This window comes from Pedococcus sp. P3_C7 (genome assembly GCF_056402615.1).
The window spans coordinates 54342-76084 of sequence record NZ_JBFUHC010000007.1 but is presented as its reverse complement, the minus strand read 5'-3'; the positions used below and the strand labels follow the sequence as shown (position 1 = coordinate 76084).

The window sequence follows — 21743 nt, the reverse complement described above, 5'->3', positions numbered from 1 at the left end:
TTTGGTCCAGTTGTCGATAGTGGACCCAGTCACCGATCACAGGAGAGCATCCACGCATGGAGCTGAAGCCCACCGCCAAGGTGGCCGAGGCGCTCGCGCTCGCCCAGCGGGCGGCCCAGAGCGCCGGCAACCCCGAGATCACCCCCGACCACCTGACGAGCGCCCTCGTGCAGCTCGACACGGCGCAGGCCGACGCGCTGCTGCAGGCCGCCGGGACCGGCGCCGCCCACGTGCTCGGCCAAGCCGACGCCCGGCTGCGCGCCCTGCCGTCGACGACGGGCGCGACCCAGCCGCCCACGTTCGGTCGTGAGGCGTTGGCCGTCCTCCAGCAGGCGGACACCCTCATGCGGGCCAAGGGCGACACCTACCTCGCCCTGGACCTGCTCCTGCTGGCCCTCGCCGAGACGGGCCACCTCGCCGCCGTCCAGAAGCGCGGCGCCAAGGACATGGAAGCCAAGATCGAGGCGACCCGGGGCGGACGCACCGTGACGAGCGAGACGCCCACCGAGGGCGGGGAGGCCCTCGAGAAGTACGGCACCGACCTCACGCAGGAGGCCCGGGACGGCAGGCTCGATCCCGTGATCGGGCGCGACTCGGAGATCCGCCGCGTCGTCCAGGTGCTCTCCCGCCGCACGAAGAACAACCCCGTCCTCATCGGCGAGCCCGGCGTCGGCAAGACCGCGGTCGTCGAGGGACTCGCCCAGCGGATCGTCGACGGCGACGTGCCGGAGTCCTTGCGCGACAAGCGGTTGATCAGCCTCGACCTCGGCGCCATGGTCGCCGGCGCAAAGTACCGCGGGGAGTTCGAGGAGCGGCTCAAGGCCGTGCTCGAGGAGATCCGTGAGAGCAACGGGCAGGTCGTCACGTTCATCGACGAGCTGCACACCGTCGTCGGCGCCGGCGCCACCGGCGAGGGCGCCATGGACGCTGGCAACATGCTCAAGCCGCTGCTCGCCCGCGGGGAGCTGCGGCTGGTCGGCGCCACCACGCTCGACGAGTACCGCCAGCACATCGAGAAGGACGCCGCCCTCGAGCGACGCTTCCAGCAGGTGTTCGTCGGCGAGCCGTCGGTCGAGGACACGATCGCGATCCTGCGCGGCCTCAAGGAGCGCTACGAGGCGCACCACAAGGTCGAGATCGAGGACGCGGCCTTGGTCGCGGCGGCCTCCCTCTCCGACCGCTACATCAGTGGTCGACAGCTCCCGGACAAGGCCATCGACCTCGTCGACGAGGCGGCCTCGCGCCTGCGCATGGAGATCGACTCCAGCCCGGTCGAGATCGACGAGCTCCGACGGTCGGTCGACCGGCTCAAGATGGAGGAGCTGCACCTCGAGCGCGAGACCGACGACGCCTCCGTCGAGCGGTTGGCCCGGCTCCGCGAGGACCTCGCCAACAAGTCCGAGGAGCTGGCCGCACTCAACGCCCGCTGGGAGTCCGAGAAGTCCGGCCTCAACCGGGTGGGTGACCTGAAGACCCAGATCGACGAGGCCCGCACCCGGCTCGAGAAGGCGCGCCGTGAGTACGACTTCGAGACCGCCAGCCGGATCGAGTTCGGGGAGATCCCCGAGCTCGAGAAGGCACTGGCCGTCGCCAACGAGGACGAGGTCGCGTCCGGCCGCGCCAGCGCTGACCTCATGGTCAAGGAACGCGTGGGCGCCGACGACATCGCCGAGGTGATCTCGGCCTGGACCGGCATCCCGGCCGGCCGCCTGCTCCAGGGCGAGACCGAGAAGCTGCTGTCCATGGAGTCGATCATCGGTTCGCGGCTCATCGGGCAGAGCGCCGCCGTCGAAGCCGTCAGTGACGCCGTCCGTCGCTCCCGTGCCGGCCTCGCCGACCCGAACCGCCCGACGGGCTCCTTCCTGTTCCTTGGCCCGACCGGGGTCGGCAAGACCGAGCTCGCCAAGTCCCTTGCCGACTTCCTCTTCGACGACGAGCGGGCCATGGTCCGCATCGACATGAGCGAGTACTCCGAGCGGCACGCGGTCGCCCGCCTCATCGGTGCGCCACCCGGCTACGTCGGCTACGAGGAGGGCGGTCAGCTCACCGAGGCGGTCCGCCGCCGTCCTTACTCGGTGGTGCTGCTCGACGAGGTCGAGAAGGCGCATCCCGAGACGTTCGACATCCTGCTCCAGGTGCTCGACGACGGGCGGCTCACCGACGGCCAAGGCCGCACGGTGGACTTCCGCAACGTCATCCTCGTGATGACCAGCAACCTCGGCAGCCAGTTCCTCGTCGACCCGAGCATGGCCGACGAGGCCAAGCGCGAGGCGGTCATGGGGATGGTCCGGGCGAGCTTCAAGCCCGAGTTCCTGAACCGGCTCGACGAGGTCGTCATCTTCGACCCCCTCACGTCCGCCGAGCTGGGCCACATCGTCGAGCTCCAGGTCCGGGAGCTCGCCACCCGCCTGGTCGACCGCCGGATCACCCTCGAGGTCACCGATGCGGCACGCGAGTGGCTGGCGATCACCGGCTACGACCCGGCCTACGGCGCCCGCCCGCTGCGCCGGCTCGTGCAGAAGGAGATCGGCGACCGACTCGCCAAGGCCGTCCTCGGTGGCCAGGTCCGCGACGGCGACACGGTGACGGTCGACCTCGACCAGGAAGCCGACGCCCTGACCCTGCGCTGAGGCCACAGCGACGACCCGAGGGGTATGCCGCGTGGTGACCACCCGGCATACCCCTCGCCGCTGTGCCGCGTTGCGGCCATGGGGGGCGCTCCCTTCCGACTACCGTGGGTGGCATGCGCCTCAAGGGAATCGCCATCGCCGCCATCGCGGCACTCGCCCTCGTGGGTTGCTCGTCCAACGACAAGGCCCCGGCCAAGGAGGGCACCCCGGCCGAGCAGCTCGCGGCGGCGCGCACGAACCTCGAGAAGAGCCCGGCGGTCACGTTCACCCTCGATGCGACCGACCTGCCCAGCAAGGCGGTCGGCGTCTCGGCGGCCAAGGGGACGGGGCTGTTCACCCCGCCGTCGTTCCAGGGCACCCTCAACGCCACGATCGCCGGCGTGACAGGGACGGTCGACGTGATCGCCGTCGAGCAGGACGTCTACATGAAGTTCTTCACCCCGGACTACAACAAGATCGACCCGGCGACCTACGGAGCCCCCAACCCGGCGCAGCTCTTCAACAAGCAGACCGGGATCACCAGCCTGATCGGCAAGACCCAGTCCCTCGCCAAGGGTGAAAAGGTCCGCGACGGGGCGGATGTGCTCACGGCCTTCACGGGCAAGCTCCCGGGCGCCGCCGTGGCGGACCTGCTCGTCATCGGAGACCGCTCCGGGACGTTCGACGTGACCTACGGCGTCACCCAGAGCGGCCAGGAGCTGCGCACGGTCGTCCTCAAGGGACCGTTCTACGCCGGGGCCACCTCGACCTACTCCCTGCGGCTCAAGAGCCTGCCCCAGCCCGTTGCGATCACCCGCCCCTAGGGCGCTGCTCGCCACGGCGTCCGTGGCGGTGGCACTTGCAGCGGCGGACACCTACGTCGTCGTCCTGGCCCTGACGGACATGATGACCGGCGTCGGTCTCGGCATCGACGCCCTGCAGAAGGCCACGCCGATCATCTCGGGCTTCCTGCTCGGCTACATCGCCGTGCTGCCCCTCATTGGCCGTCTCGCGGATCTCGTTGCCAGACAACGGATCCTGGTCGCCTGCCTGACGATCTTCGTCGTCGGGTCCGCGATCACGGCCCTTGCTGTCGAGCTGCCGGTCCTGGTGACCGGGCGGGTTCTGCAGGGCATCGGGGGTGGTGGTCTCGTTCCAGCCACGCTCGCCATCGTGGCCGACCTCTGGCCGCCTGACCGGCGGGGCACCCCCTTGGGCGTGGTCGGCGCGGTGCAGGAGGTGGGCAGCGTCCTCGGGCCGGTGTTCGGAGCCGCCGTCCTCGCCATCTCCGGCTGGCGGACGATCTTCTGGCTCAACGTGGTGGCCGGTCTCGTCCTCGCTGGAGCGGTACTCGTCATCGGAGGCGTGCGGCCAGGACGACCACGCGGCATACCCCTCGTGCTCGGCGCCTCGGCGCTCGTCGTGGGCGGGCTCGCACTCGCTGCGCCGTCGCGGCTGGCGGCCGACGTGACGCTGGGAGTTCCGTTCGTGCCGTTCGGCGACTCGACGTCGCGGGTGTTGACCCCGATCGGGGTGGTCGCCCTGACCCTCGTGCTGGCGCTCGTCGTGGTGACGGCACCGCGGTGGTGGGTACTGCTGCGGCGCGCCGACCTGCCCGGTGCTGTGCTCCTCGGGCTGGCCCTCGGCAGCGTGGTGCTGACCTTTGCCGCCAGCGATCCCGAGCGTGAGGTGGTCGGGCCGCTGGGGTTCGCGTTGCTGCCGGTCGGGGCCCTCGCCCTGGGGCTCTACCTCTGGAGGCACCACACCGTTGCCGAGCCCCTCGTGGCGCGCGGTGTCGTGCGAGGCCGGGCGCGGACCTCCCTCGTCGTGAGCCTTCTCGTGGGCGCCGCCCTCGTGGCGGTCATCGTCGACGTGCCGGTGCTCGCGAGGCTGACGCTCACCGACTCGCAGACTGTCGCGGCGTTCGTGCTGGTGCGGTTCCTGCTGGCCGTGCCCGTGGGTGCGCTGCTCGGGGGCTGGTCGCTGCGCAGGCTCGGTGACGGGCTGGTCAGTGGGGCCGGCCTGCTGGTGGCGACCGTCGGCCTGTTCGCGATGAGCGGGTGGGGGGAAGGCTCCCTCGACGGGCCGATGGCCACGGTGGTCCTCGTGGCCGTGGGGCTGGGGATCGGGCTGGCGCTCGCTCCGGTCAACAACGCGGCCCTCGCCGACGCCCCGGCCGAGGCGCACGGCGTGGCCTCAGCCCTGGTCGTCGTGGCCCGCATGGTCGGGATGGTCGTGGGCCTGGCGCTGCTGACGGCGATCGGCCTGCACCGCTACTACGACACCGTCGCAGCGCTGCCCGACCAGACGGACACGAAGGCACTCCTCGCCGCAGGCCTCGTGCAGGTGCAGACGGTGTTCCTCGGCGCGGCGATCGCGGCCCTCCTCGGCGCCCTCGCGTCGGTGGGACTCGGTCTTCGCCGGAACGAGCAGCCGGTGGCTTCCCTCCAACCTTGGTGAACCCTTCTCGTGCGCTCGTGCTCGCCGGCGTGCTCGGCCTCGTGCTGACGACCGCGGCGTGTGTCCCACCGCCGCGGGCGTGCACGGAGATCGGCGCCACGAACGGTGTCCGCGTCACCATCGCCGGCTTTCCGCGGGCGTTCGACGCCCAGGCCCTCAACAACGAGATCAGCGTGCGCGCCTGCGTCAGAGGCAGGTGCGGGACGGCGGCCTTCATGGGTGCCGAGGAGGACTCGGCGTGGGTCGACCTCCCGGCCATCAGCTCCACCGAACCCGTCGACGTCACCGTCACCGCGCGCGACACGGCAGGCGCGGTGTTCGTCCCCGAGACCACGGTCCGCGTCACCCCGCGCAAGGTCCAGCCCAACGGGCCAGGGTGCGAGCCCACGGCCTTTCAGGCGCAGGTCACGGTCACGCCACCGGCGAGAGCAGTGTCGTGAAGGCCTCGACGACCTCGTCGGTGGCTTCGTACACCAGCATGTGACCGCGACCGGTGAGGATCCGCAGCTCTGCGTGGGGGATCAGCTCGGCGAGCCGTCGACCGTGCCGGGGCGGCGTGAGCCTGTCGCGGTCACCGACCAGCACCACGGTGGGTATGCCGGCCAGCTGGCTCAGTGCCTCGCTCTCGTCGTGCTCACCGAGGGCGCCGAAGAACCGGCCCATGGTCGGCAGCGACGTCCGCGCCACCATGTCGCGGGTCAGCTGCACGTGTGACGGGTCGGCGTCGGCACCGAACAGCAGCCGTCGCTGGCCCCGGTTCGTGACGAACCGGCCCGCCGGGATCCCTGGCATCCGCGATGCGAGGGCCATCAGGCGGGCCTCGACGGCTGAGAGGCGGTTCTGCAGGTCACCCGCGCTGGTCGCCACGAGCACCGTGCCGGCCACCCGGGTTCGGAACTCGTCGGGGTGCAGCCCCGCGTAGGCCATCACCGTCATCCCGCCCATCGAGTGACCTCCGAGGAGCACTCGTCCCCGCGGCGCCACCACGTCGAGCACCGCAGCCAGGTCGCCACCGAGCATCCGCACCGTCGGCCGGCCACGCAACGGGCTGGACCCGCCGTGCCCCCGCTGGTCGTAGGTCACCACCCGCACCCCCGCCGCGACGAGCTGCTCGACGACCGGGAGCCACGACGCCCGCGTGAGCGTCCACCCGTGCGCCAGGACCACGGTGGGGGCGTTGCCGACGGAGGTGGCGGCGCCCTTGGAGGCCGTGCCCGCGGCATACTCCTGCACCTGGAGCAGGGCTCCGTCGGGAACGGCGACGGTGAAGGTGCGGGACGTCATCCGCTCAGTCGTCCAGCTGCACGACGACGGGGGCGTGGTCGGAGGCGCCCTTGCCCTTGCGCTCCTCGCGGTCGATCACGGCGCCGGCCACCCGGGCCGCGAACGCCGGGGTGCCGAGGATGAAGTCGATCCGCATCCCGCGACGTTTCTGGAAGCTCAGCATCTTGTAGTCCCAGTAGGTGAAGGTCCCGGGCTCGGGGGTGTGGGGCCGCACGACGTCGACGAACCCGGCGTCCAGGAGCGCCTGAAAGGCCGCCCGCTCACCGGGGGAGACGTGGCTCTTGTCGAGGTAGTACTCCATCGACCAGACGTCCTCGTCCTGCGGTGCGATGTTCCAGTCGCCCATGAGCGCCGCCGTCTCGCCGGCCTCGACGGACGTCCTCGCCTGGTCGCGGAGCCGGGCCAGCCAGTCGAGCTTGTAGACCATGTGCGGGTCCTCGATGTGGCGACCGTTGGGGACGTAGACCGAGGTGACCTTGACGCCCCCGCACGTGGCGGTGAGGGCGCGTGCCTCGACGACCGGCGGGTCGCCCCACGCCGGGGCGTCGGGGAAGGACGGCGTGACGTCCTCGATCCCGACCCGGGACACGATGGCGACGCCGTTCCAGTGGTTCAGGCCGTGGTGGGCCACCTCGTAGCCGAGGGCCTGAAGCCGGTCGAACGGGAACTGGGCGTCGGTCGCCTTGGTCTCCTGGATCGCGAGCACGTCGACGTCGCTGCGCTGCAGCCAGGCCTCGACACGGTCGATGCGGGAGCGGATCGAGTTGACGTTCCAGGTGGCAATGCGCACGCAGGCAACCCTATGCGGACCCGCCTAGAGTGAGGACATGAGCACTGCCCTCGTCACCGGCGCCACCGCCGGCATCGGCCTGTCCTTCGCCCACGCCCTCGCGGAGCGCGGGCACGACGTCGTCCTCGTCGCCCGTGACCGTGCGCGGCTGGAGAACGTCTCCGACGAGCTGCACGCGAAGTACTCCGTCGGGACCGAGATCCTCGTCGCCGACCTTTCCGACCGGGCCGAGACGGGCAAGGTCGCCGAGCGGCTGGCCGACCTCGCCCGTCCCGTCGACCTGCTGGTCAACAACGCGGGTTACTCGCTCAAGGGCTCGTTCCTGCGCCACGACGTCACGGAGGAGGAGGCCAACTTCGACGTCCTGTGCCGGGCGGTCCTGGTCCTGTCGCACGCCGCGGGCAACGCGATGCGCAGCCGCGGGCACGGCGCCATCATCAACGTCTCGTCGGTCGCCTCGTTCATCACCGCGGGCACCTACTCCGCCAACAAGTCCTACGTCACGGTCTTCACCGAGGGCCTCGCCGCGGAGCTGCGCGGCACCGGCGTGACGGCCACCGCCCTCTGTCCCGGGTTCACGCACACCGAGTTCCACGAGCGGGCGCAGGTCGACATGTCGAGCATCCCCGACTTCATGTGGCTCAATGCCGACCGGCTGGTGCGCGACTGCCTCGACGACGTCGCCAAGGGCCGCGTCGTGTCGGTGCCGTCAGCGCAGTACAAGGCGATCGTCGCCGCGCTGCGCGTCGTGCCCCGCTCACTGGTGCGCCGCCGCGCCCGGAGCGTCCACCGCCCAGGGAAGTAGGTCTGTGCCGCGTGGCTGAGCCACGCGGCATACCTCGGCGTGGTCAGGGGTGGTCATCGGTGGCCCGCGGCGTAGTGCCGGGCCAGCAGGTCGCCACCCCAGTCGTCTGTGAGGTCCCGCCACACGCTGTGGATGTGGTTCGCGTCGTCCTGCGTGTTGTCGTACTCGAGCAGGAAGGTCGGTCCGAGCACCGAGTAGTAGTGGCCCTCGCCGGGACTCGTCCCGCCTGCCCACGCGAACCGGATCTCGTCGAGATCCGCCTTGTCGGCCGCTGCCCACGCGGCTGCCGCGGCTGTCTCGGGCGTGCGGCCGAAGTAGTGGCGCACCAGTTCGTGCAGTCGCTGCTGCTGCGTGGTGGTCAGGTCCGCGTGCCCGATGCCCGCGCTGATGCGGGAGGAATCGGCGACCGGGTCGTAGCGGGTCAGGATGTCGCGGGGGGCCTTGGCGGACGTGATGGCCCGCTGCCGCTGGGTTTCGTCGAGGGAGGCGAGCAGGTCGCGGGCGAGGTCCTCTTCGGCGGTGAGCGCACTCATTCCCTCGCGTGGACCCGTGGGCACCCGCGCCGGTTCGGACCCGAAGAAGCTCGGCGTCACGCTGAGGTCGTCACCGACGGCCGTCACGTGGACCGCCAGGTGGTGGCCGTTGACCCGCCAGGCCCACGCGCCCCCGTCCGACGGCGTGCCGAAGACCCGGAACCAGAACCGGTCGTCGCCCGGTTGTGGCTCGCCCCCGGCCAGCTGTCGGCGAACGAAGTCGAGCTCGATCACGGCCCGCGCGGTCTTCGCCCCTGCGGCACTGCAGCCGGTGTCGAGCAGGTTGAGAGCCGCCTCCCGCTGGTCCGTCGTCAGCTCGGCGAGCGACAGGCCGGGTCGGGGCCCGGGCAGGTAGGACCAGTCACGGAACCCCGGGTCGTCGAGGTCGGCAGCGAGGGCCCCCTGCTGTGGAGGCGTGAGCAACGCAACCAGTGCGGAGGCAGCGTCTGCCATCCGACCGGTGAGGCGCCGCGAGGTCGAGGCCATGACGTTCACCCTAGGCAGGGCGAGCGCGCTGACAAGGTCTGAGGCGGGGCCAGAACGGGCCTCGGTAGGCTGGCCAACCGTGACCGACACTGCCGCCGCCCGTGCCCGCCTGCTCGAGATCGTCAAGGAGAAGGCCATCGTCCACGGCCGGGTGACGCTGTCGTCCGGCAAGGAGGCCGACTACTACGTCGACCTGCGTCGCATCACCCTCGACGGCGAGGCCGCGCCGCTGGTCGGGATCGTCATGCGCGACCTGGTGGCCGACCTCGACTATGACGCCGTGGGCGGGCTGACGCTCGGAGCCGACCCCGTCGCCACCTCGATCCTGCACGCGAGCGCAGCTGCAGGGGATCGCAAGGACGCGTTCGTCGTCCGCAAGGCGGGCAAGGCCCACGGGCTCCAGCAGCGCATCGAGGGGCCCTCGATCGAGGGCCGCCGCGTCGTCGTCGTCGAGGACACGACGACCACCGGCAACTCACCGCTCGACGCCGTGGACGCCGCCCGCGAGGCCGGGGCCGAGGTCGTGGCCATCGCGACCATCGCGGACCGCGCGACCGGTGCCGGGCAGCGGTTCGAGGACGCCGGGCTCGAGTACCGGTTCGTCTACGGCCTCGACGAACTCGGTCTGGCCTAGGCTGCACTGCAGAAGGCGCACCGTGGAAGCTGCACCGCTGTAGGCGAGACGCCGCACAAGACGACGCCGCACAAAACAAGGGGATTGCTCATGTGGGTCTGGATCATCATCGCGGTCGTGCTCGTGCTGCTCGTCCTGTGGGCGGTCGGTGTCTACAACGGGCTGATCAAGCTGCGCAACCTCGTGCAGGAGGCGTGGCGCCAGATCGACGTCGAGCTCAAGCGCCGGCACGACCTCATCGGCAACCTCGTGGAGACGGTCAAGGGCTACGCCGCCCACGAGCGGGGCACGCTCGAGGACGTCATGAAGGCCCGCTCCGCCGCCATGGCCGGTGGTCAGAGCCCCGCGCAGCAGGCCCAGAGCGAGGGCTTGCTGAGCCAGGCGCTCGGCCGGCTCATCGCGGTCGCCGAGGCCTACCCCGACCTGAAGGCCAACCAGAACTTCCTGGCGCTGCAGCAGGAGCTGACCTCCACCGAGGACCGGATCGCCGCGGCCCGGCGCTACTACAACGCCAACGTGCGTGAGCTCAACACCAAGGTCGAGACCGTCCCGTCCAACATCATCGCCGGCATGTTCAACATCGGCCGCGCCGAGTACTTCGAGGTCGAGGGCGAGGAGCGCGACCCCGTGAAGGTCGACTTCGGCCAGCGCGACGCAACGATCCCCCCGCCCAGCGGGTATGCCGGGGGCACGCCAGCAGGCGCCCCCGCCACCCCGCCCGCCCCGCCCACGCAGGACACCCCGCCAACCCCGTAGGCGCGGCTGGGGTCCACCGGTCGGTGGACGGGGAATCAACCGGGTGGGGCTGACGCCGGCGCCTGCGGGCACGACAGGCTGTAGCCATGTCAACACCAGACGCACCCATCCGTTTGACCGGACTGCGCAAGACCTACGGAGCTCGCGAGGCCGTCGACGGCATCGACCTGCAGATCGAACGAGGCGAGGTGTTCGCGCTGCTCGGCCCGAACGGCGCGGGCAAGACGACGACCGTCGAGATCCTGGAGGGTTTCCGCAAGCGCGATGGCGGCACCGTCAGCGTCCTCGGCGAGGACCCGCAGACGGCGGGTCTCGCCTGGCGCAACCGGCTCGGCGTCGTGCTGCAGTCCTCGACCGGGCTGGACCTCATCACGCCTCGCGAGGCACTGGCCAGCACCGCCAAGGTGTTTCGCACCCCACGCGATGTCGACGAGGTGCTCGCCGCGGTCGGGCTCGTCGACAAGGCGAACGACCGGGTCGGCAAGCTCAGCGGTGGCCAGCGTCGCCGGCTCGACGTCGGCCTGGGCATCGTCGGCACCCCCGAGCTGCTGTTCCTCGACGAACCCACCACGGGCTTCGACCCCCAGGCCCGACGCGACTTCTGGGAGCTGATCGGCTCGTTGGCCGACGGCGGCACGACGATCCTGCTCACGACCCACTACCTGGACGAGGCCGAGCAGCTGGCCGACCGGGTGGGTGTCATCGCCGCGGGCAGGATGCTCGCCCTCGACACCCCGGCCAACCTCGGTGGCCGGGCCTCGTCCGAGGCCACGGTGACGTGGGAGGACGACGCGGGCACGCGGCATACCGAGAAGACAAGCACGCCAACGCAGTTCGTCGCGCGCCTCGGCGCCGAGCTCGGCGGCGAGGTCCGCAAGCTGACCGTGACCCGGCCCTCCCTGGAGGACACCTATCTCTCCCTGATCACCCCGCACCTCGCCGCCGCCGTGACCGGCCGCGAACCCGAACTGGAGGTCGTCGCGTGAACACGTTCGCCATCGGCTGGGACCGCACCGTCCTCGAGCTGAAGATGTACTTCCGCGAGAAGGAGGCGGTCTTCTTCTCGTTCGTCTTCCCGATCCTCATGCTGAGCATGTTCTCGGTGATCTTCGGCGACAGCTTCAGCAAGGGCGACGCTGCCGACGCCGGGGTCACCGCTGCCCGCTTCTTCCTCCCAGGGATGGTCGCGGCCGGCGTGATGCTGACCAGCTTCCAGTCGATGGCGCTGTCCGTCGCGGTCGAGAGGGACGACGGCACCCTCAAGCGCCTGCGGTCGACGCCGATGCCGCCGGTGGCCTACTTCCTCGGCAAGGTCGGGCTGGTGGCGATCACGAGCCTCGCGCAGTTCGCGCTGCTCATCGCCGTCGCCAAGCTCGGGTTCGGCGTCCAGCTGCCGACCGACGCGGGGCGGTGGGGCACCTTCGTGTGGGTGTTCCTGCTCGGTGTCGCCTCGGGCACGGTGCTCGGGATCGCCTTCTCCTCCCTGGCTTCCTCGTCCCGCTCTGTCGGCGCCATCGTCATCGCACCGACCCTCATCCTGCAGTTCATCTCCGGCGTCTACTTCGCCTTCACCGACCTGCCCGAGTGGCTCAAGCAGGTGGCTTCGGTCTTCCCCTTGAAGTGGATCGCGCAGGGCATGCGGTCGGTGTTCTTCCCCGGCGACTGGCAGGACCAGGAGATGGCCGGCGGGTGGGAGCACGGTCGCACCGCCCTCGTGCTCGCCGCGTGGCTGGTCGCCGGGCTCATCGTCTGTGCCCGCACCTTCCGCTGGACCAAGCGCGGCACGACATGATGGTCACGTGAGTGCCGGGATGAGGGCCACATGAGCACCGACAGCATCGGGCCGGCTGACTGCTCGGAGCAGGGCGCGTCAGCCGATGCCCTCGACGAGATGTGGCGCGGCCAGATGCGTTGGTGGCACGGACTGTTCGCCGTCCTCGTCGTGACGACCGTCGTGGTGATGGTGGCAGAGGACAAGGAGTACCTCGGCTGGCGGATCGCCTGCGTGGTCGCCATCGGCGCGGCGTATGCCGTGTGGGGCCGCCGCGGGATGGGTGAGCGTGACCCCGTGGCGGGCATCGCCTACACAGGGGTCGCCTGGGGGCTGATGATCGTCCTGATGTCGCTCGACGGCACGGGCACGGCCTGGATCCTGACGTTCGGGCTCTTCCCGCAGACCTGGGCGATCCTGCCACGCAACAAGGCTGCCGTGACGGTGATCCTCGCTGTGGTCGGGATCGGGCTTGCGCGCCTGTTGCAGGGCCCCCGCACCGGCGACGACGCCATCGGCATCGCGATCAGCACCGTCATCATGCTCGTGCTCTCGCTCACCCTGGGCCTGTTCATCGACCGGATCATCCGGGAGGCCGACGCCCGGGCGCGGACCATCGACGAGCTGCACCGCACGCAGGACGAGCTCGCCGCGGCCGAGCGCGCGCAGGGCGTCGCCGGCGAGCGCGAGCGCATCTCGCGCGAGATCCACGACACCTTGGCGCAGGGCTTCACCTCGGTCGTGACGCTGGCCCGGGCGACCGAGCTGGCGCTGGACCGCGGCGACCTCGCCGCGGTTCGCGAGCGGCTGCGGCTGATCGAGCAGACCGCCGCCGACAACCTCTCCGAGGCCCGGCTGATCGTCGCTGAGATGACGCCCGGCCACCTCCAGTCGCGGACGCTTTCCGAGGCCTTGCAGCGGCTCGTCGACGCTGTCTCGGCGGAGAGCGGCATGGCCGGGTCGCTCCGCGTGGACGGGGAGCCGGTCGTCCTGTCGGCCAACTCCGAGGTGGTGCTGCTGCGCACCGCCCAGGAAGGGCTGGCCAACGTGCGGCGTCACTCGGGTGCCTCCACCTTCGAGGTGTTCCTGTCGTATGCCGCGGACGGCCCCATCGCGCTCGTGGTCACCGACGACGGAGTCGGGTTCGACCCGGTCGCCGGGGCCCGGGGCTACGGGCTCGACGGAGCCACTGCCCGTGCCAGTGAGGTCGGCGGCCGGTTCGACGTCGACAGCACGCCGGGCGCGGGCTCGCGACTGAGGGTGGAGGTGCCCCGATGACCGAGGGTGGAGGTGCCCCGATGGCGTTGCGGCTCCTGGTGGTCGACGACCATCCGGTCGTCCGCATGGGCCTTGTGGCGATGCTGTCCGAGCACCCGGACTTCGAGGTGGTCGGTGAGGCCGCCGACGGAGCCGAGGCGGTGGTGCTGGCGGCCCGGCTCAGGCCCGACGTGGTGCTCATGGACCTGCGCATGCCGGTCATGGACGGTGCCGACGCCACCGCCAGGATGCGGGCGGGCGAGCCTGCTCCGGCGGTCCTGGTGCTCACCACCTATGACACGGATGCCGACATCGTCAGGGCGGTGGAGGCGGGAGCCAACGGCTACCTGCTCAAGGACGCGCCCCGCGAGACCCTCGCCGACGCCATCCGCCGTGCGGCGCGGGGCGAGACCGTGCTGGCGCCGCCCGTCGTCGCACGACTGGCCAGTCGGATGCGCGCGCCCGCGCCTCCCACCCTGACCGAACGCGAGACCGAGGTCGTGCGCTGCGTCGCCAAGGGCCTGTCCAACGCCGAGGTCGGTCGCGAGCTGCACATCGGGGAGGCGACCGTGAAGACGCACCTGCTGCGGGCCTTCGAGAAGCTCGGGGTGACCGACCGCACGGCAGCCGTGACCGCGGCATACCGGGCCGGGCTGATCGAGCTCTGACGACCGAGCCCGAAGGATTGAGCGCTGAGGATCCAGCCCTGAGTCACGCCGCGGGTGTCTGGCGGGCCCTTGATCCGGGTAAGACCCGGTTCGTCCGATGCACCTGGGGTAGTACCAGTGTCCCTGTCGGCGTGCGCTCGGGCCCGCGACCATGGGTGATAGACCGCGGCGCATCCGCACGCGCCCCGCGGCGAATGGAGAGGGGTCAACAATGCGCAATGTCTACCGGGTACTGGCGTTCCTCGTGGCGATCGAGGTGGCCATCCAGGCGATGTTCGTCGTCTATGGCGACGCAGGGTTGGGGCTGTGGATCGAGAACGATGGTGGTGTGGTGGACAAGGCGACGTTCGATGCGGCGATCGAAGGGGGCGAGGCGCCCTTCCCGGAGTTCCAGGCCCTCCTCCTGCACGGAATGAACGGGATGATGGTCATCCCCGCGTTGGCGCTGTTGCTGGTCATCTCGTCGTTCTTCGCGAAGGTGCCGCGCGGCATCCTGTTCGCGTTCGCGGTGCTGGTGCTCGTCCTGCTGCAGGTCACCCTGGGCCTGATGGGTCACAGCATCGCGGCACTGGGCGCCCTGCACGGGCTCAACGCGCTGGCGCTGTTCTCGACGGCGGCCTGGACGGGAATCAGGGTGAAGCGGGCGGCTCCGGCGAGGACCGGAGCGCGCGAGTCCGCTGATCGCGTTGCCGTCTGAGGGGCAGGCTCGCCGGCGTGGCCGGGTCCGACTGGTGGTCGCGCTTGCGGCGACCCTCGCGGTCCTGGTCCCGCTGGCCTGGATGTGGGCCGCCAGCCTGGTCCCGTCGTCCTACTCGGTGATGCGGATGGGGCCGGTCGACCTCGGTGGCGTGGCCGAGCTGCATGCGCACCTGCCGGGCGCCACCGGAGGCCGCGACGTCACCACCCTCGTCGAACCCGACGACGGGACTCCCGACGTCGAGGTCACCCTGACCGCGCGCCGGCAGAAGGTGACCATCGCCGGCGGACCCACGCTCACGGCATACACCCTCAACGGCACGACGCCGGGGCCGACGATCCGTGCGCAGGCGGGTGACCTCGTGCAGGTGACCCTCGTCAACGAGTCGGTTCCGGGCGGCACGACCCTGCACTGGCACGGGATCGATGTGCCCAACGCCGAGGACGGTGTCGCCGGGGTCACCCAGGACGCCGTGCCGATCGGCGGTCGGCACGTCTACCGGTTCCGCGCCGACCAGGTGGGCACCTTCTGGTACCACTCGCACCAGGTCTCGCACGCGCAGGTGGTCAAGGGCCTGCTGGGAGCTGTCGTCGTCACCCCTCGCGGTGGCATCGGCGGCGACGTCGACGTCGTGGGGCTGTCGCACCTGTACGCCGGCAAGCGGGCGGTGCAGGGCAGGGCCGGAGATGTGCCGGTCGAGGTCGCGCCCGGGGCGAGTGCCAGGGTGCGGATCATCAACACCGACAACGGAATCATGCCGGTGTGGGTGAGTGGGGCGGCGTTCGAGCTGGTAGCCGTCGACGGCACGGACGTGAACCAGCCGACGGCCGTCGAGGGCCGGAAGGTGCTGGTGCCGGCGGGAGGTCGGGCCGACCTGCGGGTGAGGGTGCCGACCTCGGGTGAGGCCGTACGGGTGGAGATGGGCGGAGCCGCGCTCGTGCTGGGTCCGGCCGGTCGCTCGGGGACCGCCACCCGCGCGCCCAGGCCCGTCGTCGACCTGCTGACCTACGGCTCGCCTGCCGCACTGCCCTTCGACCCGGCGAGTCCCGACCGGCGGTTCGACTACGAGATGGGTCGGCGCCCGGGCTTCCTCAACGGACGCCCCGGGGTGCAGTGGACGATCAACGGCCAGATGTTCCCGGCAGTCCCGATGTTCATGGTCTCCGAGGGCGACGTCGTCGTGATGCACATCGACAACCACTCGGGCGAGACGCACCCGATGCACCTGCACGGGCACCACGTCGTCGTGCTGGCGCGCGACGGGGTAAAGGCCACGGGCAGTCCGTGGTGGACCGACTCCCTGGAGGTCAACAGCGGTCAGACGATGGATGTGGCTTTCGTCGCCGACAACCCCGGCATCTGGCTGGACCACTGCCACAACCTGCCGCACGCCCAGGAGGGTCTGGTCGCCCACCTGATGTACGAGGGGGTGACCACCCGGTTCCGACTGGGGCGGGACACCCCCAACAGCCCTGAGTAAGTGGGGTGCCTTGGGGTGGCGTCACCCAAGTCCCTGAACCCGAGAAAGGTAGGACTGGTGGGTCAGACGCGGTCGTCGCGCAGGTCCTCGATGGCCTCGCCGGTCTCATCGACGATCTCCTCCGCGTCGGTCCGGCCGCGGCGAGCCCGGATCACCTCGACGACCATGGGGACCAACGACACGGCCACGATCGCCAGGATGGCCAGCTCGAGGTGGTCCTTGAGCGCGGGGAACGAGTTGCCCAGGAAGTAGCCGAGCAGCGTCACGACCCAGACCCACAGGACTGCGCCGACCCCGCTCCACAGGAAGAAGTGCCGGCGCTCCATCCGGCTCACCCCGGCGACGACGGTGATGAAGGTGCGCACGATGGGCACGAACCGGCCGATGACCAGTGCCTTGGCGCCGTGCTTCTCGAAGAAGGCGTGGCTGTCGTCGAAGTACTTCTTCTTCAGGATGCGGCCGTCGCGCTCATAGAGCGGTCGGCCCACGGCGCGGCCGATCTCGTACCCGACGACGTTGCCCGCGAACGCCGCGACGCTCAGCACCACGAGGGCGACGACCAGGTTCATCGAGAAGTCACCGGTGCTGATGAACAGCCCGATGGCGAAGAGCAGCGAGTCACCGGGCAGGATCGGGAAGAGCAGCCCGCACTCGATGAAGACGATCGCCACGCTCACCCAGAAGAACTGGGATCCGAAGTGGTCCAGGAGCCACTGGGGGTCCATCCAGTTGGTGCTGAGTGAGTGCATGGACTACAGGGTATGCCGCGTGCCCGCGACCGCCCGAATCCTCACCTGAGAGCAGCCTGAGCCCGACAGCAACCCCTCGGGCGCGAGTTTGAAGGATCTGCCGGACCAGGGTCCGGCAGATCCTGCAAAGACTCCAAGGTCAGTCGGGGTGGGCAACCGGCTTTCGGTCCGGCAGGGGCACGATGCCCAGCCCGAGGACCGCGGCGACGGGCAGCAGCGGCCACACCCAGTGGACACCTTCACGCGAGACGATCCCGGACGCCGCCATCACCCCGAGTCCACCGCACACTGCCGCGGTCGCGACCGCCGGGCGTCACACGGAGGGCGCGGGGCGACGGTCGCGGATGGGCTTCTCGAACCGGCCGAAGAGCAGGACCAGCCCGGAGGTCACAGCGCCGAGGACGGCGAACCACACAGGCCGGGTGGTCCACCAGGAGCCGGTGAGGGGAGTGGCCCGTAGCCCGAAACCCCCTGCCAGCAAGGACATCCCGATGACCAGCACCATGGCCGTGAGGTGCCAGAGGTAGAGCGACATGATGCGCAGGTTCACCGCCACGGTGACGGCCCACACCCTCGGCCGCTCCAGCAGGAGAGCCAGCCGCCGCTCGGCCAGCAACACCACCCCGGCCTGGACCATCCCCAGGAAGGCCAGCGTGACACGGGTCGGGTAGGAGTTGTTGAGGACGGCACCGTCGACCCCGATCATCGAGACGGGGTAGGGGCCGGCCCAGACGAGGGCCGCGAGCCCGACGAGGCCGACGGCGGCGAGCGAGGCCCGCCGCCCCGTGGTGGCCAACGAGCCGTCGAGCCAGGCGAAGCCCAGCTGGTGCACCGTCGCCCAGACGACGAGGTAGTTGGCGAAGCCCACCCAGTGGTTGTCGCCGGCGATGCTCCCCCAGTCGACCAGGCTCCCGAGGGCGAGCCCGGCCCCCACGCTCCACCAGCCCAGGCGCTCCCAGGCTGCGAGCAGGAGGGGCGCCACCGCGACCACGACGATGTAGGCCGCGAGGAACCAGGTGGGCACGAGGGCGACCTGCGACGCAGTGCGCAGCGTTGCCCCGGGGACGCCCGCGGCATACGCGATGGAGGCGATCGCCAGCCACACGAGGAGGAGGGGGACCACCGGAGCCGCGAGTCGCTGGAGTCGAGCCCGCAACCACGTGGCGTAGGTCTCGCCACGGCGGCGGGCCGAGCGCCAGGACAGGCCGTTGGCGTAGCCGCCGACGATGAAGAACAGCGGCATCACCTGGAAGACCCAGGTGAGCGGGTGGCTCCACGGCGCGATGTTGAGCACGGCGTTCGGCACGAGCTTTCCGTCCCGCACCATGACCGCGGCCATCAGCCAGTGGCCGAGGACGACGGTCAGGATCGCGGCGGCGCGCAGGAAGTCGACGACGCGGTTTCGGTCAGCGGGGGTGGCGGCAGCGAGGGCGCGGGGGTCCATGGGTCGAGCGTGGCGGGTCGGGGGGCGCGGCGCCTGAGTAGCAGCGCCCATCCGCTGGCAGCGGCTTGGCACACTCCGCCCCCTAGGGTGGCGGGCGTGAAGGACGAGGCGAGCCCGAGCGACGAGGTCGGCGTGGGCCCGTGGTCGGGCGACTGGCCGGCCGGCGACCACTGGGACCCCGAGCTGCTGCGTGACGGTGACCGCCGCAACGTCGTGGACGGCTACCGCTACTGGCGGCACGACGCGATCGTCGCTGACCTCGACACCCACCGCCACGACTTCCACGTGGCCGTCGAGAACTGGGGCCACGACTTCAACATCGGGTCGGTCATCAGGACGGCGAACGCCTTCAACGCCAAGGCTTTCCACATCGTCGGCAAACGACGGTGGAACCGCCGGGGAGCGATGGTCACCGACCGCTACCAGCACGAGCACCACCACCCGACCGTGGAGGACCTCGTCACCTGGGCCGCGACGGCGGGCACCGGCGCGGGCGCTGCGGATCCCGGTGCCGGCGCGGGCGGCGCGCCACGCGGCATACCCCTCATCGGCATCGACAACCTGCCGGGCTCGCTGCCCCTGGAGACCTATGACCTGCCGCGCGAGTGCGTGCTCGTCTTCGGACAGGAGGGGCCAGGGCTGTCGGCGCCGATGCGTGCGGCCTGTGAGGTGGTGCTGCACATCGAGCAGTTCGGGTCGACGCGCTCGATCAACGCCGGCGCTGCAGCAGCGATCGCCATGCATGCCTGGGTGCGGCGGAACATTTTCGGGCAGGCTGTCGATTAGCACTCCGCTCGCCCGTCATCAGGATGGAAGCACCCACCGATGAGAGGAACAGCCATGACCCAGTACATCGTCCTGCTGCCGGCCGACGAGACCCGCTACGCCTCGGCCTCCGCCGAGGAGCGCACCGACCTCACGGCGGCCCACGGGGAGTTCGTCCAGCTGCTCGCCGAGCGCGGGCACAAGATGACCGGCGGTGCGCAGCTGACCCCGGCCGGGGCGGCGCGGGTGGTCCGCGGGTCCGCCACCGACGAGGTCTCCGTGACCGACGGCCCCTATGCCGAGAGCGCCGAACAGGTCGGCGGCTACTACGTCGTCGAGACCTCGGACGTCGACGACCTGGCCAAGGTCTGCGGCCGGCTGCTCGCGACGCCGTTCCACGACGCGATCGAGATCCGGCAGCTCGTCGAGGGCATGTGAGGTCGTCATGACCGAGTACGTCGTCCTCATCGTCGGTGATGCCGACCGCTGGTGGACCACCATGAGCCCGGAGCGACGCCAGGCCGGGTATGCCGAGTACACCCGGTTCGGGGAAGAGCTGGGCCGGCGTGGTCACAAGATCGTTGGTGGAGCGGAGCTGCACGCGACCTCCGAGGGGCGTCGCATCCCGCGTGGCGGCGGCCCGGTCACCGACGGCCCCTTTGCCGAGGTGACGGAGCAGGTCGGCGGCTTCTACCAGATCGAGACCGACGACCTCGACGACCTGTTGGAGTGCTGTCAGATCATCGCCGCCGTCGGGGACGGCATCGAGGTGCGGCGGGTGGTCAAGCCCGAGGACCGCGGGTCGTGAGGTACGTCGTCCTCATCGCCTACGAGCCCGGCCGCTGGGCCGAGGCCGGCGAGGAGGTGCGGCAGGAGTACTTCGATGCCCACCACGCCTTCGAGCGGTTCGTCGACGAGCACGGACGGCGACTCGGCAGCGCGGCGTTGAGCGATGCCGACCTGGCGACGACGATCCGGCGTGACGGCGACGGCTCGGACGTCGTCACCGACGGACCCTTCGTCGAGCTCGCCGAGCAGATCGGCGGCTACTACGACGTCGAGCTGCCCGACCTCGACGCCGCCATCGCGGCCGCTCGGCTGCTGCCGCGGGACTACACCCTCGAGATCCGTTCCGTGGTCGGCGTGGAGGGCTACGAGAGCCGGTGAGCTCCGACGAGGTCGGCGGGTCGGCCGAGTACCCGGCCGAGGTGCTGGCCACCGTGGTGCGGGAGGAGTGGGGACGGCTCACGTCCCTGCTCCTCGCCCGCTTCCGCCGACTCGACCTCGTCGAGGACGCGCTCGCCGACGCTGTCGAGACCGCGACGCGGCGCTGGACCCGCGACGGCGCACCCGACAACCCGGCGGCCTGGCTCCACACGGCGGCCCGGCGCCGCGTGCTGGACCGGCTGCGCGCCGAGTCGATGGCGCACCGCAAGGTGCCACTGCTGATCATCGAGGCCGAACGCGAGGAGGGATCGCCCGTGCGCGCAGACCCCGGCGACCTCGTCGAGGACGACCTCCTGCGGCTGGTCCTCATGTGCACCCACCCCGCGCTCGACCCCGCCACGGCGAGCGCCCTCGCGCTGCGCCTGGTGCTCGGCGTGAGCACCGCCGACATCGCCCGCCTGTTCCTCGTGCCGGAGCCGACCATGGCGGCCCGCATCACCCGCGCCAAGCGCAAGATCGTCACGGCAGGTATCCCCTTCGCCTTCCCTTCCGCGGAGGGGCTGCCCGACCGGCTCGACACCGTGGCCCAGACTGCCTACCTGGCGTTCACGGCCGGCTACGCCCCCGGCTCCGGACCGGACGCCGTGCGCACCGGCCTCGCCGGTGAGGCGATTCGGCTGGTCCGCGTCGTGCTCGCCCTGCGCCCCGAGACGCCAGTACTGGTGGCCCTCCTCGCCCTGATGCTGCTCCAGCACTCTCGGCGTGACGCCCGGGTCGACGAGGCGGGCCGCATCGTGCTGCTGCCCGACCAGGACCGGTCCCGCTGGCACCTCGACGAGGTCGACGAGGCGGTGGAGCTGCTCGGGTCGCCGAGCCTCACCGGCCCGATCACCCTCCAGGCGGCGGGGTATGCCGTGCAGGCCCGGATCGCGGTCGAGCACGCCACCGCACCCACTGCCTCCGCGACGCCGTGGGATCGGGTCGTCGCCCTCTACGACGAACTCCTGGCGCTGACGCCCACTCCCAGCGCGCGGCTGGCGCGCGCCGTCGCCGTCGCCGAGGCCCGCGGACCGCAGGAGGGACTGGCGGCCCTCGAGGGACTGGACGACCTGCTCGCGCACACCCACCGGCTGCCTGCCGTCCGCGCCGAGCTGCTCACCCGCGCCGGCGACCGCGAAGGTGCGGCCGCGGCATACGCCGTCGCCTTCGAGCGCTGCGGCAACGAGGCGGAACGCGCCCTGCTCAGTGAGCGGCAGACGGCCCTGGGCATCAGCGGGGACTGAGCCAGGGGCGGGGCACTGGACCGACCCACCAGCCTGAGACACGGGTGTCCGCCTTCGCGCGGGTCGTGCAAAGATCGGCGACGACGCAAGGCCGCCCCACGCACG

Annotated in this window: 24 protein-coding genes; 18 read left to right on the top strand and 6 right to left on the bottom strand. The window is 70.9% G+C overall.

Annotated features, from left to right (window positions below; genetic code table 11):
- Nucleotides 1–56: 56 nt before the first annotated feature.
- The 4 genes from clpB (at nt 57) to AC1DS4_RS10950 (ending at nt 5509) form a co-directional block, all read left to right on the top strand.
- Nucleotides 57–2630 (top strand): ATP-dependent chaperone ClpB, encoded by a 2574-nt coding sequence (gene clpB / locus AC1DS4_RS10965; RefSeq protein ID WP_477632801.1) that lies wholly within the window; start codon nt 57–59, stop codon nt 2628–2630.
- A 113-nt stretch (nt 2631–2743) separates the two neighbouring features.
- Nucleotides 2744–3433 (top strand): LppX_LprAFG lipoprotein, encoded by a 690-nt coding sequence (locus AC1DS4_RS10960; protein ID WP_477614087.1) that lies wholly within the window; start codon nt 2744–2746, stop codon nt 3431–3433.
- 28 nt (nt 3434–3461) lie between these two features.
- Nucleotides 3462–5069 carry an MFS transporter gene (locus tag AC1DS4_RS10955; RefSeq protein WP_477632800.1) on the top strand — a complete coding sequence of 536 codons (1608 nt, stop codon included), beginning with the start codon at nt 3462–3464 and terminating at the stop codon, nt 5067–5069.
- Nucleotides 5066–5509, top strand: a complete 444-nt coding sequence (locus tag AC1DS4_RS10950; protein WP_477614085.1) for a hypothetical protein — start codon at nt 5066–5068, stop codon at nt 5507–5509. The genes AC1DS4_RS10955 and AC1DS4_RS10950 overlap by 4 nt, the downstream gene beginning before the upstream one ends.
- Here the strand turns inward: AC1DS4_RS10950 and AC1DS4_RS10945 are convergent.
- Both AC1DS4_RS10945 and AC1DS4_RS10940 read right to left on the bottom strand, forming a co-directional pair.
- Nucleotides 5481–6353, bottom strand: coding sequence for an alpha/beta fold hydrolase (locus tag AC1DS4_RS10945; protein ID WP_477614084.1), 873 nt, complete (start codon nt 6351–6353; stop codon nt 5481–5483). The two genes, AC1DS4_RS10950 and AC1DS4_RS10945, sit on opposite strands and share 29 nt — an antisense overlap.
- A 4-nt stretch (nt 6354–6357) precedes the next feature.
- The gene (locus AC1DS4_RS10940) at nt 6358–7143 is read right to left on the bottom strand and encodes an exodeoxyribonuclease III (protein WP_477614083.1); all 786 of its coding nucleotides are present in this window, start codon (nt 7141–7143) and stop codon (nt 6358–6360) included.
- 37 nt (nt 7144–7180) lie between these two features.
- Here AC1DS4_RS10940 and AC1DS4_RS10935 point away from each other — a divergent pair, with 37 nt between their 5' ends.
- Nucleotides 7181–7948, top strand: a complete 768-nt coding sequence (locus AC1DS4_RS10935; protein ID WP_477614082.1) for an SDR family NAD(P)-dependent oxidoreductase — start codon at nt 7181–7183, stop codon at nt 7946–7948.
- A gap of 53 nt (nt 7949–8001) precedes the next feature.
- On the opposite strand, the gene AC1DS4_RS10930 is transcribed toward AC1DS4_RS10935, so the two are convergent.
- A complete protein-coding gene (locus AC1DS4_RS10930) occupies nt 8002–8967 on the bottom strand; it encodes a DUF3500 domain-containing protein (RefSeq protein WP_477614081.1) in 966 nt (321 codons plus the stop codon).
- A gap of 79 nt (nt 8968–9046) precedes the next feature.
- On the opposite strand from AC1DS4_RS10930, the gene pyrE reads away from it, so the two are divergent.
- The 8 genes from pyrE to AC1DS4_RS10890 all read left to right on the top strand — a co-directional run bounded on the left by pyrE (nt 9047) and on the right by AC1DS4_RS10890 (nt 16230).
- A complete protein-coding gene (pyrE, locus tag AC1DS4_RS10925; protein WP_477614080.1) occupies nt 9047–9601 on the top strand; it encodes an orotate phosphoribosyltransferase in 555 nt (184 codons plus the stop codon).
- 90 nt (nt 9602–9691) lie between these two features.
- Nucleotides 9692–10357: a LemA family protein gene (locus AC1DS4_RS10920; protein ID WP_477614079.1), complete on the top strand. Its 666-nt coding sequence runs from the start codon at nt 9692–9694 to the stop codon at nt 10355–10357.
- An 86-nt stretch (nt 10358–10443) separates the two neighbouring features.
- The gene (locus AC1DS4_RS10915; protein WP_477614078.1) at nt 10444–11343 is read left to right on the top strand and encodes an ABC transporter ATP-binding protein; all 900 of its coding nucleotides are present in this window, start codon (nt 10444–10446) and stop codon (nt 11341–11343) included.
- On the top strand, nt 11340–12149 hold the full coding sequence (locus AC1DS4_RS10910; RefSeq protein WP_477614077.1) for an ABC transporter permease: 810 nt from the start codon (nt 11340–11342) through the stop codon (nt 12147–12149). Before AC1DS4_RS10915 ends, AC1DS4_RS10910 begins: the two co-directional genes overlap by 4 nt.
- 30 nt (nt 12150–12179) lie before the next feature.
- Entirely contained in the window at nt 12180–13406 is a 1227-nt protein-coding gene (locus AC1DS4_RS10905; RefSeq protein ID WP_477632799.1) for a sensor histidine kinase, read from the top strand.
- Complete coding sequence (locus AC1DS4_RS10900) at nt 13403–14053, top strand: response regulator (RefSeq protein WP_477632798.1); 651 nt, start codon at nt 13403–13405, stop codon at nt 14051–14053. The genes AC1DS4_RS10905 and AC1DS4_RS10900 overlap by 4 nt, the downstream gene beginning before the upstream one ends.
- A gap of 211 nt (nt 14054–14264) precedes the next feature.
- Nucleotides 14265–14750 carry a hypothetical protein gene (locus AC1DS4_RS10895; protein WP_477614074.1) on the top strand — a complete coding sequence of 162 codons (486 nt, stop codon included), beginning with the start codon at nt 14265–14267 and terminating at the stop codon, nt 14748–14750.
- A 34-nt stretch (nt 14751–14784) separates the two neighbouring features.
- The gene (locus AC1DS4_RS10890; protein WP_477632797.1) at nt 14785–16230 is read left to right on the top strand and encodes a multicopper oxidase family protein; all 1446 of its coding nucleotides are present in this window, start codon (nt 14785–14787) and stop codon (nt 16228–16230) included.
- Between the two features lie 62 nt (nt 16231–16292).
- Here the strand turns inward: AC1DS4_RS10890 and AC1DS4_RS10885 are convergent, their stop codons facing one another.
- The 3 genes from AC1DS4_RS10885 to AC1DS4_RS10875 all read right to left on the bottom strand — a co-directional run bounded on the left by AC1DS4_RS10885 (nt 16293) and on the right by AC1DS4_RS10875 (nt 18423).
- A complete protein-coding gene (locus tag AC1DS4_RS10885) occupies nt 16293–16979 on the bottom strand; it encodes a DedA family protein (RefSeq protein ID WP_477614072.1) in 687 nt (228 codons plus the stop codon).
- 139 nt (nt 16980–17118) lie between these two features.
- Nucleotides 17119–17247 (bottom strand): hypothetical protein, encoded by a 129-nt coding sequence (locus AC1DS4_RS10880; protein ID WP_477632796.1) that lies wholly within the window; start codon nt 17245–17247, stop codon nt 17119–17121.
- Between the two features lie 45 nt (nt 17248–17292).
- On the bottom strand, nt 17293–18423 hold the full coding sequence (locus AC1DS4_RS10875) for an acyltransferase family protein (protein WP_477632795.1): 1131 nt from the start codon (nt 18421–18423) through the stop codon (nt 17293–17295).
- Nucleotides 18424–18510: 87 nt separating this feature from the next.
- On the opposite strand from AC1DS4_RS10875, the gene AC1DS4_RS10870 reads away from it, so the two are divergent.
- Genes AC1DS4_RS10870 through AC1DS4_RS10850 form a run of 5 tightly spaced genes read left to right on the top strand, consistent with a single transcriptional unit; the run spans nt 18511 to nt 21638 of the window.
- Nucleotides 18511–19209, top strand: a complete 699-nt coding sequence (locus AC1DS4_RS10870) for a TrmH family RNA methyltransferase (RefSeq protein WP_477632794.1) — start codon at nt 18511–18513, stop codon at nt 19207–19209.
- A 54-nt stretch (nt 19210–19263) separates the two neighbouring features.
- Complete coding sequence (locus tag AC1DS4_RS10865; RefSeq protein WP_477614069.1) at nt 19264–19626, top strand: YciI family protein; 363 nt, start codon at nt 19264–19266, stop codon at nt 19624–19626.
- A 7-nt stretch (nt 19627–19633) separates the two neighbouring features.
- Nucleotides 19634–19996 (top strand): YciI family protein, encoded by a 363-nt coding sequence (locus AC1DS4_RS10860; RefSeq protein ID WP_477614068.1) that lies wholly within the window; start codon nt 19634–19636, stop codon nt 19994–19996.
- On the top strand, nt 19993–20355 hold the full coding sequence (locus AC1DS4_RS10855; RefSeq protein WP_477614067.1) for a YciI family protein: 363 nt from the start codon (nt 19993–19995) through the stop codon (nt 20353–20355). Before AC1DS4_RS10860 ends, AC1DS4_RS10855 begins: the two co-directional genes overlap by 4 nt.
- Nucleotides 20352–21638 carry an RNA polymerase sigma factor gene (locus AC1DS4_RS10850; protein ID WP_477632793.1) on the top strand — a complete coding sequence of 429 codons (1287 nt, stop codon included), beginning with the start codon at nt 20352–20354 and terminating at the stop codon, nt 21636–21638. The genes AC1DS4_RS10855 and AC1DS4_RS10850 overlap by 4 nt, the downstream gene beginning before the upstream one ends.
- Nucleotides 21639–21743 lie beyond the last annotated feature (105 nt).